Source organism: Streptomyces sp. NPDC001351 (genome assembly GCF_042896045.1).
Taxonomy (GTDB): domain Bacteria; phylum Actinomycetota; class Actinomycetes; order Streptomycetales; family Streptomycetaceae; genus Streptomyces.
In genome coordinates, this window is sequence record NZ_JBIAWS010000004.1 from 647,095 (window position 1) to 659,857 (window position 12,763).

Annotated in this window: 11 protein-coding genes, 2 tRNA genes and 1 pseudogene; 11 read left to right on the plus strand and 3 right to left on the minus strand. The window is 70.0% G+C overall.

The annotated features are described in order from the left end of the window. The first annotated feature begins 33 nt into the window (after positions 1-33). The 3 genes from ACFY1U_RS17945 (at position 34) to ACFY1U_RS17955 (ending at position 1,004) form a co-directional block, all read left to right on the plus strand. Positions 34-124: transfer RNA gene (locus ACFY1U_RS17945), tRNA-Ser, on the plus strand. A gap of 189 nt (positions 125-313) precedes the next feature. Continuing rightward, positions 314-386: transfer RNA gene (locus ACFY1U_RS17950), tRNA-Arg, on the plus strand. 246 nt (positions 387-632) lie between these two features. Then, positions 633-1,004 (plus strand): hypothetical protein, encoded by a 372-nt coding sequence (locus ACFY1U_RS17955; RefSeq protein WP_390695056.1) that lies wholly within the window; start codon positions 633-635, stop codon positions 1,002-1,004. A gap of 500 nt (positions 1,005-1,504) precedes the next feature. Here ACFY1U_RS17955 and ACFY1U_RS17960 read toward each other — a convergent pair whose 3' ends face one another. Continuing rightward, the gene (locus ACFY1U_RS17960) at positions 1,505-1,753 is read right to left on the minus strand and encodes a hypothetical protein (protein WP_390695057.1); all 249 of its coding nucleotides are present in this window, start codon (positions 1,751-1,753) and stop codon (positions 1,505-1,507) included. Positions 1,754-2,299: 546 nt separating this feature from the next. Here ACFY1U_RS17960 and ACFY1U_RS17965 point away from each other — a divergent pair. The 8 genes and pseudogenes from ACFY1U_RS17965 (at position 2,300) to ACFY1U_RS18000 (ending at position 11,291) form a co-directional block, all read left to right on the plus strand. Beyond that, a complete protein-coding gene (locus ACFY1U_RS17965; protein ID WP_390695058.1) occupies positions 2,300-3,184 on the plus strand; it encodes a DUF2797 domain-containing protein in 885 nt (294 codons plus the stop codon). A gap of 692 nt (positions 3,185-3,876) precedes the next feature. Continuing rightward, a pseudogene (locus tag ACFY1U_RS17970) lies at positions 3,877-4,068 on the plus strand (amidohydrolase); the annotation flags it as partial. 97 nt (positions 4,069-4,165) lie between these two features. Further along, positions 4,166-4,906 (plus strand): response regulator transcription factor, encoded by a 741-nt coding sequence (locus tag ACFY1U_RS17975; protein ID WP_311736776.1) that lies wholly within the window; start codon positions 4,166-4,168, stop codon positions 4,904-4,906. Next, the gene (locus ACFY1U_RS17980) at positions 4,903-6,519 is read left to right on the plus strand and encodes an ATP-binding protein (protein ID WP_390695059.1); all 1,617 of its coding nucleotides are present in this window, start codon (positions 4,903-4,905) and stop codon (positions 6,517-6,519) included. Before ACFY1U_RS17975 ends, ACFY1U_RS17980 begins: the two co-directional genes overlap by 4 nt. Positions 6,520-6,533: 14 nt before the next feature. Beyond that, positions 6,534-7,946 (plus strand): glycosyltransferase, encoded by a 1,413-nt coding sequence (locus tag ACFY1U_RS17985; RefSeq protein WP_390695060.1) that lies wholly within the window; start codon positions 6,534-6,536, stop codon positions 7,944-7,946. A 2-nt stretch (positions 7,947-7,948) separates the two neighbouring features. Beyond that, positions 7,949-10,048, plus strand: coding sequence for a glycosyltransferase family 39 protein (locus tag ACFY1U_RS17990; protein ID WP_390695061.1), 2,100 nt, complete (start codon positions 7,949-7,951; stop codon positions 10,046-10,048). Between the two features lie 96 nt (positions 10,049-10,144). Next, positions 10,145-10,309, plus strand: a complete 165-nt coding sequence (locus ACFY1U_RS17995; protein ID WP_390695237.1) for a hypothetical protein — start codon at positions 10,145-10,147, stop codon at positions 10,307-10,309. A gap of 226 nt (positions 10,310-10,535) precedes the next feature. After that, a complete protein-coding gene (locus ACFY1U_RS18000; RefSeq protein ID WP_390695062.1) occupies positions 10,536-11,291 on the plus strand; it encodes a TetR/AcrR family transcriptional regulator in 756 nt (251 codons plus the stop codon). Between the two features lie 97 nt (positions 11,292-11,388). Here the strand turns inward: ACFY1U_RS18000 and ACFY1U_RS18005 are convergent, their stop codons facing one another. Beyond that, a complete protein-coding gene (locus ACFY1U_RS18005; protein WP_390695063.1) occupies positions 11,389-11,862 on the minus strand; it encodes a PPOX class F420-dependent oxidoreductase in 474 nt (157 codons plus the stop codon). Between the two features lie 48 nt (positions 11,863-11,910). Beyond that, positions 11,911-12,732 carry a YceI family protein gene (locus ACFY1U_RS18010; protein ID WP_390695064.1) on the minus strand — a complete coding sequence of 274 codons (822 nt, stop codon included), beginning with the start codon at positions 12,730-12,732 and terminating at the stop codon, positions 11,911-11,913. Between the last annotated feature and the right edge of the window lie 31 nt (positions 12,733-12,763).

Below are 12,763 nucleotides of genomic sequence, written 5' to 3' on the forward strand. Positions count from 1 at the left end.
CGCACCACTCGCGCTCGCGCGGGCGGCTGTGCTGGAGGCGTCGCCTAGTCCGGTCTATGGCGCCGCACTGCTAATGCGGTTTGGGCCTTAAAGCCCATCGAGGGTTCAAATCCCTCCGCCTCCGCGCATGATCACCGAAGCCCCGGTCAGAGCGACCGGGGCTTCGTCGTTCCCAGAACTGCCCGTAGAGGCGTTTCCGCAGGTCACAAGGGGTGCGGCAAACGGATTTCACATGGCGGCGGCAGTCATGTAATGTTCTTCCTGTCGCCGCGAGCGGGCCGAAAGGACCAGGACCGGCGGGAAAACAAAACAAGCACTCGTAGCTTAACGGATAGAGCATCTGACTACGGATCAGAAGGTTGCAGGTTCGAATCCTGCCGAGTGCACACAGGTGAGAGGCCCCGGAGAGATCCGGGGCCTCTTGCGTTGTGGGGGCGTACAGCAGTGGAGTACGGCATCGGCATGGCGATCTGAGCGTGTGCCGGGTGTTCCGGAGCGGGATGACCCCAAGACCGGCGCGGCGGGATGCCGAGCTGCGTTTGATCGCATGCCGGTTCGATGGGAAGGCGGTCGGCATACGGACCGCGCGGCGCTGTCCAGCACAACGTCAAAAGGCAGGGCGGCCAACGGCGATGGACAGATTGCGTACTGCCGCATGGGTGGCGCTGCCGTTCCTGCTGCCTCTCCTGGCGGCCGGACCGGCTTCGGCCTCCGTCCCGCGGCCCACGGCGTCGCTCACGTACGGAAGCGTCACGTCGGTGCGGCCCGGCGACACGCTGAGCGTCGACGCCAAGCAGGGCGAGGCGCGGTACGGCGACACCATGCGCTCGTCCGTGTTCCTCGCGAGAGGCAAGCTGCGCATGATGGATCCGATGCTGACGACCACCGTCACCATCGCCTGCGAGGCCAGGCCGGGCACCTATCCGGTCCTGCGGCGCGGCGCCGGACGTGGGTCCCGAGGAGCATCCGTTCCGCTGGGCGCCGGTGCGCGTCGAGCCGGCTGACGAGGCCGCGCGCCGGGCCTGCCGCGACAAGGTGGAGAAGCTGCCCCCGGCGCGACCCGGTGGAGCGCCGGCCCGCGGACACCACGTGGCCCCAGTCGGAGTGGGACGTGCGGACCTTCCGGGCCGGCCACCGCATCACGTTCACCGACAACGACGACGAGGGATCGGACGGGGACATCAGTCTCATCTCCCCCGCCTTCGCCGGCCACCCCGTCCTGCGCGGCGCCAAGGCAGTCCTGACCGCCACCGCCACCCTCAAGTGCGACGCCGCGCCGGGCCTCTACGTCGTTTACCGGCACGAGGCCGGTCAGACCGGCCCCGACAGCCATGGGCCCGGCTGCGCCTCGTGGGCGGCGCGCTCCTCGCCGCGGCGGCGGGGGCTCTGTTCCTGCGTTTCAGGGGGCGGTGGCGCGTGGGCGGAGACAGCGCTCGGCGCCCGGAGCTGTGCTCCGGGCGCCGAGACCCAAGTCGGTCAGCTACGTGACGCGATCAGTGGCCACCTATTCGCAGGTACTGGAACCGACGTGGTTGTTCTGGCCGCCCGCGTTGCCCTCGCCATTGAGCGCATTGCCCAGCAGGCCGTTGAGCAGCCCGACTTGGCCGAGGATGTCGACATTCAGGTCGTGGGACCTGCAGCCGCCCCCTTCATGCATGGGGATCGCGGGCTGGGCGGTGGCGGTGCCGGTGGCTATGAGGGTGAAGCTACCGAAGATGGCGGCCGCGACAGCGGCCTTGTGAAGCTTGCGCATGACTCCTCCTTGGGTCGATTGGAGCGCACCATCAAAGATCCACTAAGCGCTCATTTGGGAGGCTAATCCGATATGTCTCGCCGCGCTCTTCGGGGCTGGCATAAGGGGTCAATTGTGAGCAACCGGGCGAACCGGTCAGCGTTGCTCCGGTCGCGCAGCAGGCCCGAATCCTGTTGATTTCACACGTATTTGAGGCCCCGAAGGATCCCAGGGCCTCGTGTTCGTCGGGATCTGACACCGACACAGATGGGCGGACACATCTGGACGAGTTCGAGCCGCGGCCGCCAGGCGGTGGAAGGTCTGAGTGGTGCGGGGGTGGGTGATCTCGTCCAGCAGGTGCCGCCGACCCGCGTAGCCGCCCTGTCGGACACGGAGGCCCGCGCCTGCGAGGTCTGCGAGCCGTACCACGCGACCTGGCGGCGGTCCGCCGGGTCGGGACGGCGGCTGCCGAGCCGGGGGCTGAGCTGGGGCAGGTTGCCTCGGGGCGGGTATCCCCTTCCCGCCGCGCCAGGCCGTTGTCAGTGCCTCCTCTTACTCTCGTCAGCGATGGCACAGTCATGGAAATGCACGGGACTGCGGTGGTCGGGGGACGGCCCCGTGCTGGTGTGGGACGGCGGGCGGGCGAGCTCGCTGCCGTGGGGGAAACGGGTGGCCTTCGGGGTCGCGGACGGGGGTGTGCGGACATGTGTGGGCGCGCGTGGACATGCGTGTCCGGTGCGGGCGGTGGTGCCGGGGCGGAGTACGGGGGCGCGGTGCGAGGAGTGCGCGCGGCTGGACCGGGCGCACTCGGTGGCCGCCGACACGATCGCGGACGACCCGAGGCCGTACCACGTGTATCTGGCGTGGTTCGGGCCCGGCATGGTCAAGGTCGGGATCACGGCCGAGGAGCGGGGCTCCGCACGGCTGCTCGAGCAGGGTGCGGTGTGCTTCAGCTGGCTGGGGCTGGGGCCGCTGATGGCGGCGCGGCGCACCGAGGAGTTGCTGCGGGCCGCGCTCCAGGTGCCGGACCGGATTCCGTACGCCGAGAAGCGGGCAGTGCGGTCCGGGTTGCCGGTGGCGGAGGCGGAGCGGGCGGCAGAGGTCCAGGAGTTGCACGGGCGGGCGCTCGCACTCGACGGCTGGCCGGAGTCACTCGCCCGTGAGCCCTGCCAACCGGTCGATCACGCCGAGGTGTTCGGGCTCGCCGACCTGCCGGCCGCCGTCGGCGAGGTGACCGAGCTGGTCGCGGGCGGGGCGGTGAGCGGGCGGTTGGTTGCGGCGGCCGGGCCGGATTTGCATCTGGTGGTTGGGCGTGGCGTCGTCGTGCTGGACACGCGGTTGATGCGGGGGTGGGAGTTGCTTCCTGTCGAGGGACCTGTGGGAGAGGGCGAACTCACCCTTCCGATCAAGGAGTTCAAGCGCGGACCCAGCGCGCAGGACGGTTTGTTCTGAGTTGCCGGTCAGGCTGTCCAGACCCCACGTCCCGCCAGGCTGAGACAGGCGCAAACGGCACCGGAGCGGCGCGGCCCGCGCGTTGGTGCTCGGCTCGGTCATCCGTGTCCCGCCGAGCCGGACCGGCCGCGGGGTCGTTGCATGAGGCTCATTCGAAGGCCACCGGCCACGAGCAGCAATCAACGTTTCAATAAGCAAGGTAAGCAAGATAAGCAAGTTGAACAATGAATTGGCAAACCCGGCTATCCTCTGGGTGGCGGCATATTTATAGAGTGAGTGTTGCGCATTAGGGAGGCAGAGGAGGAAATGACAGGCATAAAGCCCTCCTCCTCTGCCTGCCCCTATCTCACGCGGGGATAGGTGTCATGCACACTGGTTGCCGACGCCGTCGCAGTCGCCATCATCTCCGCCGTGCCGATAGGCGATCGGGCTGGAGTGGACCGTTGTGGCCTTTGTGGCGGTGTGAAGGGCTGACGGTGCGGCCATCGCGGATCCGGCCGAGGCAGACGCGGTTGCGAGAGCGAAGCCAAGGACGGCGCTGATCGCGAGTATTCGTGACATGGATCTCTCCAGGCGTGTTTGGTGTGTTGCCTTCTTGTCCACCACTCTGCGTACTCCTGGGGCAGGTTTCATCTCAGGCGCAGCCAATCGTGTGACCCCCGCGGAATCGTCCCGCCACATCTGCCGGGACACGGATTCGTGGACTCGTCCGGGGCTACTTCGACTCACTGGGGCCGCTGACCGGCGGCGTCGAATGGCCCATCACGTACCGGCGGGAGGAAGCGGAACGGGTCGCACTGATCAGGGAGTTCGGCGCTGCGCACTTCGCCGGCCGCACCCCGGAGTGTCTGCACACCTCAACCCTCCTTCCGAAGGCGGGCGTTGCGCCCAGGTGGTGCCTGAGAGGTGCCTGTGCGTTTCTCAGGGAAATCACAGGTTGCCGCAAGGGTGCTCTCAGAGGATCCCGACAGTGTGTTCACCATGACCACGACCTCGCCCCAGGGGCGCACCGAACTGCTGAGGCCGGACGGGAGCCCCGTCCGGGTGCTTGTGGTGGACGACGAGATGTCGATCACCGAGCTGCTGTCCATGGCCCTTCGTTATGAGGGATGGCAGATCCGGAGTGCGGGGGATGGCACGGGTGCCATCCAGACCGCGCGGGAGTTCCGGCCCGACGCCGTGGTTCTCGACATGATGCTGCCGGACATGGACGGGCTCACCGTGCTCGGGCGGTTGCGCCGTGAGCTGCCGGACGTGCCGGTGCTGTTCCTCACCGCGAAGGACGCGGTCGAGGACCGGATCGCGGGTCTCACCGCCGGGGGCGACGACTACGTCACCAAGCCGTTCAGCCTGGAAGAGGTCGTGGCACGGCTGCGGGGGCTGATCCGGCGTTCCGGTGCGGCCGACCGGCGGTCGGACTCCGTGCTCGTCGTGGGTGATCTGACGTTGGACGAGGACAGTCACGAGGTCAGCCGGGCCGGGGAGGGCATCCACCTCACCGCCACCGAGTTCGAGCTGCTGCGCTTCCTGATGCGCAACCCGCGGCGCGTGCTGAGCAAGGCGCAGATACTCGACCGGGTGTGGTCGTACGACTTCGGTGGGCAGGCCAATGTGGTCGAGCTCTACATCTCGTATCTGCGGCGAAAGATCGACGCCGGCCGTGAGCCGATGATCCACACCCGGCGGGGAGCCGGTTACCTGATCAAGCCTGCCGCGTCATGAGCGGACGGCGACGACCGCGTACGCAGATGCGACGAGCGGGACAGCCGCGCACCCTGCGGGCGCGGCTCGTCGTCGCGTCCGTGGTGCTGATCGCCACGGTGTGCGCGGTGATCGGTACGGTGACGACGCTGGCGCTGCGCTCGCATCTGTACGGCCAGTTGGACAGGCAGTTGGACGAGGCCACCAGGCGCGCGGCGGGTGCCTTCGCGCCTCCTGGCCCGGGCAATGACGGCGGCAAGCTCGGCCAGGGCGACCGACCGAGCCAGAACCGCAAGACGATCAGTCCCGGAGAGTTCGTCATCCACGGTCCCGGCCAGCCCAGCGGCACGGTCGCGGCCACCGTCGTCAAGGGCTCCGTCACCGGCGGCAAGGTCGGTGAGAAGTCCGACTCCGACTTCGAGATGAACGCCAAGGACCTCACCGGAGCCCAGATGACCGCACTCGGTCGGGTCCCCCGGGACGGCCACCCGCACACCGTGGACCTTCCGGGACTGGGCACGTACCGGGCCGAGTACGTGGGTGGCTATTACGTCGGCTTCCCCACCAAGGAGACCGACGGGAACATCGACACACTGATCCTCGTCGAGGTCAGCGTCACCGCCGCAGGCCTCGGTGCCGCCGTCATCGCCGGTTACGTCCTGGTCGGCGTAGCCACCCGCCCGCTGCGCAGGGTCGCGGCAACCGCCACCCGGGTCTCCGAACTCCCCCTCCACACCGGCGAGGTGAACCTCTCCGAGCGTGTCCCGGAGTCCGAGACCGATCCGCACACCGAGGTCGGGCAGGTCGGGGCCGCGCTGAACCGGATGCTGGACCATGTCCACGGCGCGCTGCACTCGCGGCAGCAGAGTGAGATGCGGGTGCGGCAGTTCGTCGCGGACGCCAGTCACGAGCTGCGCACTCCCCTGGCCTCCATCCGCGGGTACGCCGAGCTGACCAGACGCGGCAGAGAGCAGGTCGGGCCCGACACCCGGCACGCCCTGGGCCGTATCGAGTCCGAGGCGGGCCGGATGACGCTGCTCGTGGAAGACCTGCTGCTGCTCGCCCGGCTGGACGCCGGACGGCCGCTGCAGTTCGAGCAGACCGACCTCATCCCGCTGGTCGTCGACACGGTCAGCGACTCCCGTGCGGCCGGAATGGACCACAACTGGCGGCTCGACCTGCCGGATGAGCCCGCCCTCGTGTCCGCGGACGCCGCACGCATCCAGCAGGTGCTGGTCAACCTGCTCGGCAACGCCCGCAAACACACCCCGCCCGGTACGACGGTCACGGCACGCGTGCAGCGCCGCGGGCCGTGGATGTGCGTGGACGTCGAGGACAACGGGCAGGGGATTCCGGCGGAGCTGCTGCCGCATGTCTTCGAGCGGTTCGCCCGCGGTGACTCCTCGCGCTCCCGTGCCTCCGGTTCGACCGGCCTCGGTCTGGCGATCGTGCAGGCCGTCGCGACCGCGCACGGCGGCGCCGTGACCGTGGACAGCGTTCCCGGACGCACGGTGTTCACCGTGCATCTGCCGGCGCTTGCCCCGGTGGTGCCCCGCCCGGCCCCCGAAACGAACTGGCAATCGCACTCACAGGCAGACCACAGTGCCAACACACGGGTGCAACAGGGCACTTGACCAGAGTCGGTCCCATGCGAACCGACTCTTCTCCCGGCACCCTGCCGGCGCGGGAGCACCTCCCGGCCGGCGACGCCGGTACGCCTGTCCTGGACGTAGTGATCCCCGTCTACAACGAGGAGAAGGACCTCCAGCCGTGTGTGCTGAGACTGCACGACCACCTCAAGCGCACGTTCCCGTACGCGTTCCGGATCACGATCGCGGACAACGCGTCGACCGACACCACCCCGCTGGTGGCGGCGCGGCTGGCGACGGAGATCCCCGAGGTCTCCACCTTCCGACTGGAGCAGAAGGGCCGCGGTCGCGCCCTGCGGACCGTGTGGTCCGCCTCCGGGGCGCCGATCCTCGCCTACATGGACGTGGACCTCTCCACCGACCTCAACGCCCTGCTGCCCCTGGTGGCGCCGCTGATCTCCGGTCACTCGGACCTGGCGATCGGCTCCCGGCTGGCCCGCTCCTCCCGCGTGGTGCGCGGTCCCAAGCGGGAGTTCATCAGCCGGGCGTACAACCTGATCCTGCGCGGCTCGCTGCAGGCCCGCTTCTCCGACGCGCAGTGCGGCTTCAAGGCGATCCGGCGTGATGTCGCGCAGGAGCTGCTGCCGCTGGTCGAGGACACCGGCTGGTTCTTCGACACCGAGATGCTGGTCATCGCCGAGCGCGCGGGACTCCGTATCCACGAGGTGCCCGTCGACTGGGTCGACGACCCCGACTCCACCGTCCACATCGTGAAGACGGCGACCGAGGACCTCAAGGGCGTGTGGCGGGTGGGCAAGGCCCTGGCGACCGGGTCGCTGCCGCTGGACCGGATCACCCGGCCGTTCGGCGACGACCCGCGCGACCGCGACATCCAGGACGTGCCGAAGGGGCTGGCCCGACAGCTGGTCGGGTTCTGTGTCGTCGGCGGTCTTTCGACCCTCTTCTATCTCGTCCTCTACAGCCTCTTCCGCCAGTTCGGCGGCTCGCAGGTCGCCAACGCCCTGGCGTTGCTGGTCTCTGCGGTCGCCAATACGGCGGCCAACCGGCGCCTCACCTTCGGAGTGCGGGGCAGCGGCGGCGCGGTCCGGCATCAGGCGCAGGGCCTGGTCGTCTTCGGTATCGGGCTCGCCCTGACCAGCGGTTCGCTCGCCGCCCTGAGCGCGGCGACGTCCGACCCCGGGCACTCCACCGAGCTGGCGGTCCTCATCGCCGCCAACCTCGCGGCGACCGTGCTGCGCTTCCTGCTCTTCCGCGCGTGGGTCTTCCCCGACAAGGGCGACAACGGACGGGCCACCGTGGTGGCCTCGCACACGCCGGAGCACGGCCCGTCCTCGCCGACGTACACCACGGCCCCCCAGCTCCGCGCCGGTGAAGTCGCGGACCAGCGCTGGGAGGACGCCACCGTGCATCCGCAGCGGGTGCGCCCGACCGACACCGATCCGAGGGGCTGACGATGACCACGCACTACGACCGGACGACCCAGCCGGGTCCCTCCGCGTGGGGACCGCCACCGACGGCGACCACGGACGTGCCGGAGCCCGTCGCTCCGGCGCCCGCCCCGGCTCCCGGGGCCGGTGAACCCGAGCAGCCCTTCGTCCGCAGACTCTGGCGTGGCCGCCCCGAGGACCCCCGCTGGGTACGCCCGGCCTTCCTCGGCCTGCTGCTCGCAACCGGCCTGCTCTACCTCTACAACCTGAGCGCCTCGGGCTACGCCAACTCCTTCTACTCGGCGGCCGTCCAGGCCGGCAGCAAGTCCTGGAAGGCGTTCTTCTTCGGCTCGCTGGACGCGGGCAACGCCATCACCGTCGACAAGCCCCCGGCCTCCCTGTGGCCGATGGAGCTGTCGGTCCGGATCTTCGGCCTCAACTCCTGGGCGATCCTTGTCCCCGAGGTCCTGATGGGCCTCGCGACCGTCGCCGTCGTCTACGCGTCCGTGCGCCGCCGGTTCAGCCCCGCGGCCGGACTGATCGCGGGCGCGGTGCTGGCGCTCACTCCCGTCGCGGCGCTGATGTTCCGGTTCAACAACCCGGACGCCATGCTGGCGCTGCTGATGTCGGTCGCCTGCTGCTTCGTGGTCCGGGCGCTGGAGGACGGCCGTACGAAGTGGCTGGTGTGGGCGGGTGTCGCGATCGGATTCGCGTTCCTCGGCAAGACACTGCAGGCCTTCCTGATCCTTCCGGCGCTCGCGATCGTCTACGCGGTCTGCGCGCCGGTGTCGCTCAGGAAGCGCCTCGGGCAGCTGGCCGCGGCGACGGCCGCGCTGGTGGTGGCCGGCGGCTGGTGGGTCGCGATCGTCGAGCTGTGGCCCACCTCCTCCCGCCCGTACATCGGGGGCTCGCAGGACAACAGCTTCCTTTCGCTGACCTTCGGCTACAACGGCTTCGGGCGCCTGAGCGGCAACGAGACCGGCAGCGTCGGCGGCGGTGGGGGAGGCGGCGGCACCGGCATGTGGGGGGCGACCGGCTGGAACCGGATGTTCAACTCCGAGGTCGGCAGCCAGATCTCCTGGCTGCTGCCGGCCGCGCTGATCCTCTTCGTCGCGGGTCTGGTGGCCACGCGCACGTACCGGCGGACCTCCGTGACCCGCGGTGCGTTCCTGGTCTGGGGCGGGTCCCTGCTGCTGACCATGGTCGTCTTCAGCTACATGGCGGGCATCTTCCACCAGTACTACACGGTGGCCCTCGCGCCCTACCTCGCCGCCGTGGTCGGCATGGGCTCCGCGCTCCTGTGGGAGAGGCGGCGCGAGAACTGGGCGTCCCTCACCCTCGCGGGCGCGGTCGTGGCGAGCGCCGCCTGGGGCTACATACTCCTCAACCGCACCTCGGACTATCTGCCCTGGCTGAAGTACCTGGTCCTGGTCGGCGGCCTGCTCGCCGCGCTCGGCCTGATCTTCGCGGGCCGGATCAACCGGCAACTCGCCCTCGGGGCGGCGGCCGTGGGCATCCTGGCCTCGCTGGCCGGACCGACCGCGTACACCTTGTCCACCGTGAACAGCGCGCACACCGGCTCCATCGTCACGGCCGGCCCGGCCGGCGCGAGCATGATGGGCGGCGGCCGGGGCGGCCCCGGCGGCGGCATGCGGGGCGGCTTCGGCGGCGCCATGCCGGGCCGGCAGAACCAACAGGGCGGTATGCCCGGCGGCCGGACGGGCGGCGGCATGGGCGGCGGTGGCGTCGGCGGCCTGCTGAACGGCGCGAGCGTCTCCTCCCAGGCCAAGAAGCTGCTGGAGGCGAACTCGTCCACGTACACCTGGGTCGCGGCGGCCATCGGCGCGCAGAACGCGGCGAGCTACCAGCTCTCCACCGGCGACCCGGTGATGGCCATCGGCGGCTTCAACGGCACCGACCCGTCCCCGACCCTCGCGCAGTTCAAGAAGTACGTGGCGGACGGCAGGATCCACTACTTCATCTCGTCCGGAACGGGCGCCGGTCGCATGGGCGCCAGCAGCAGCGGTACGTCCTCGCAGATCACGTCGTGGGTCGAGAAGAACTTCAAGAAGGTGACGGTCGGCTCGTCGACCTTCTACGACCTGACGCAGAAGACGAGCGGCTGACGGAGAGGGGAGTTGCCGCAAGAAGATGCTGATCGCGGGCCGGTCCTGTTCGGGGCCGGTTCGCTGACCGCCTGACTGGCGGGCAGTGCAGGCCAGTTGGTCGCCGCGCGGGCCGGCATGGGCAGGGGCGGGCCGCTGTTCCAGCTCACCAGGCATCCGCAACTCGTGCCGGGTTACGGCCCCTTGGAGACCGGTCCGCGGACGGCGCCGCTCGCGCTGACGGTCGTCGCGCTGAACTTCTCGGGGCTGTGGCTGTGCTGACGGGTGGGATGTCGGCCGCGGCGTTGCTGCGCAGGGCTGAGCGGGCACACTCGGGGGTGGTGGTCGCCCAGGAGTTCGGGTGCAGCGATTGCCGGGCGGCTGCGGGCTGGTCGTGGCTTCTCGCGCTCACGCGGGGGAGCCGCATATCGGCACAGCCCCGCGCCCCTTCGGGGCGGCTGCCACCTAGCATCGTGATCAGCGAACGTAAGTCTAGGAAGGTGCGCCAATGGTGAGGGCAGCCGAGCGGGCGGCGCGGACCAGTGTGTGGCTGGAGGGCAAGGTCCGCCGGGGCGGTCGGGGCGGGCAGCCGTCGGGGCTCGACCGGGACCGGATCACCGAGGCGACCGTTCGTCTGCTCGACGCGGAGGGGCTGGCCAAGTTCTCCATGCGCCGGCTGGCGGCCGAGCTGAACGTCACCGCGATGTCCGTCTACTGGTACGTGGACACCAAGGACGACCTCCTCGAACTCGCCCTGGACGCGGCCTTCGGCGAGATCGCCCTGCCGGAGGCGGATGCCGACGAGGACTGGCGCGACCAGCTGCGCGCGCTGGCCAGGGAGTACCGCTCGCTGCTGGTCCGCCATCCGTGGCTGTCGCCGCTGGCCGGTACCTTCCTCAACATCGGCCCGAACAACCTGGCCTTCGCCCGGGTCGTGCAGCGCGTCATCCGCCGCACCGGACTGCCCACGCACGGCCTGGCGGCGGCCATCTCCTCCGTCTTCCAGTTCGTGTACGGCTTCGGCACGATCGAGGGGCACTTCAACGCCCGCAGCGCCGACTTCGGCATGACCGCGGACGAGTACTTCAAGCACGCCATGAGCGCCGTGACGCAGGACCCGCAGGCCTCCGAGGTCGTCAAGGAGTCCGAGGACATCATGGCGGCCCGCGGCGGCGACACCGTGCACGAGATGTGGGAACGGGACTTCGACTTCGCCCTGGACCTGCTGGTGGCGGGCATCGAGGCGATGGTGGCCCGAGGCTGACGCACCACTCTCCGGAAGCCGGCCGAGCCGGACCGGCCTCCGCGGACACCGGTCGGGCGGGACCGGCCGCCGTCCGTCGAGTGGCTCGGGGCGGCGGTTACTGGTCCCCGGACGCCAGCCGGGCCGGGAAGCCGCCGGTCGCCACCGGGCCCCACTTCTCCGGGGTCACCCGGATGATCGACTTGCCCTGCTTGACCATCGCCTCCCGGTATTCGTCCCAGTCCGGGTGCTCACCGGCGATGTTGCGGTAGTACTCCACCAGTGGTTCCACGGACTCCGGTGAGTCGATGACCTCCGCCGTTCCGTCCACCTGGACCCACGGGCCGTTCCAGTCGTCGCTCAGCACCAGGAGGCTGACACGTTCGTCCCGCTTGGCGTTGCGGGTCTTGGCCCGCTCGGGGTAGGTGGAGACGACGATCCGCCCCGAGTCGTCGACCCCGCAGGTCAGCGGCGAGGCCTGCGGGCTGCCGTCGGCCCTGCGGGTGAGCAGGATGGCGCGATGGCGGGGGCGTACGAAGTCCAGCAGTTCGTCGAGGGAGACACGGGTGTTGGTCGCGATGTTCGGTGCCATGGCGTCAGCCTAGGCCCGTGCGGCCCGACAAGCCTGCTCCTGCCGTGCCTACGCCTGCGGCAGCGACTCCCCCTGCACCGTCTGGATGTCCAGTTCCACCTTCAGCGTCGTGCCGATCGCGGCGATACCCGCCTGGAGCACCTGGTTGTAGTTCATGGCGAAGTCCTCGCGGCGCAGTTCCGTCGTCGCCCGGAACGCGGCGCGCGTCCCGCCCCACGGGTCCGCGCCCGTGCCCAGGTAGGCCAGGTCCAGGTCCACCGGCCGTACGACTCCGTGCAGGGTCAGCTCGCCGTGCACGGTCCAGCGGTCCGCGCCCGCGGCCGTGAGACCGGTGGACCGATAGGTGATCTCCGGGTGCTTCTCGACGTCCAGGAAGTCCGGCGAGCGCAGATGGTCGTCGCGCATGCCGTTGCCCGTGTCGATCGAAGCGGCGCGGATCACCGCCTCCACCCGCGACTTCTCCACCTCGTCCGGGGCGATCTCGACGCGCCCGGCGAACTGGGTGAACCGCCCGTGCACGCTGGAGATCCCCAGGTGCTGGGCGACCGCGCCCACCGAGGAGTGCGCCGGGTCGATGGTCCACGGCCCGGGCGGCGGCAGCTCCGTGCCGCCCTGCCGGGCCAGCGTCACCGCGCCCAGCTCGGCCCGTCCGCTCGCCGTGACGAGTGCGCTGGAGGCCACGGGCGCATACCCGACGGCCGTGACGATGACGGTGTACGCGCCCGGGGCGAGCTCGGTGGCGTCCCGTACGGCCCCGTCGGCGTCCGCCTCCGCGCGCAGCACCTGTGTGCCGGTCATGTCGGTCACCGTGACGACCGCGTGCGACACGGCCCATCCGTCCCGTGTACGGATCTTCGCGGTCAGGCCCATCTTGACTCCCTGTTTCTCCCTGCAGTGCAAC

Excerpts from the sequence above, each read along its gene's own strand:
- ACFY1U_RS18005 (WP_390695063.1), bottom strand. The coding sequence starts at position 11,862 with ATGGCACCGAACATCGCGACCAACACCCGTGTCTCCCTCGACGAACTG.
- ACFY1U_RS17960 (WP_390695057.1), bottom strand. The coding sequence starts at position 1,753 with ATGCGCAAGCTTCACAAGGCCGCTGTCGCGGCCGCCATCTTCGGTAGC.
- ACFY1U_RS17980 (WP_390695059.1), top strand. The coding sequence starts at position 4,903 with ATGAGCGGACGGCGACGACCGCGTACGCAGATGCGACGAGCGGGACAG.
- ACFY1U_RS17990 (WP_390695061.1), top strand. The coding sequence starts at position 7,949 with ATGACCACGCACTACGACCGGACGACCCAGCCGGGTCCCTCCGCGTGG.
- ACFY1U_RS17955 (WP_390695056.1), top strand. The coding sequence starts at position 633 with ATGGACAGATTGCGTACTGCCGCATGGGTGGCGCTGCCGTTCCTGCTG.
- ACFY1U_RS17985 (WP_390695060.1), top strand. The coding sequence starts at position 6,534 with ATGCGAACCGACTCTTCTCCCGGCACCCTGCCGGCGCGGGAGCACCTC.
- ACFY1U_RS17965 (WP_390695058.1), top strand. The coding sequence starts at position 2,300 with ATGGCACAGTCATGGAAATGCACGGGACTGCGGTGGTCGGGGGACGGC.
- ACFY1U_RS18000 (WP_390695062.1), top strand. The coding sequence starts at position 10,536 with ATGGTGAGGGCAGCCGAGCGGGCGGCGCGGACCAGTGTGTGGCTGGAG.
- ACFY1U_RS18010 (WP_390695064.1), bottom strand. The coding sequence starts at position 12,732 with ATGGGCCTGACCGCGAAGATCCGTACACGGGACGGATGGGCCGTGTCG.
- ACFY1U_RS17975 (WP_311736776.1), top strand. The coding sequence starts at position 4,166 with ATGACCACGACCTCGCCCCAGGGGCGCACCGAACTGCTGAGGCCGGAC.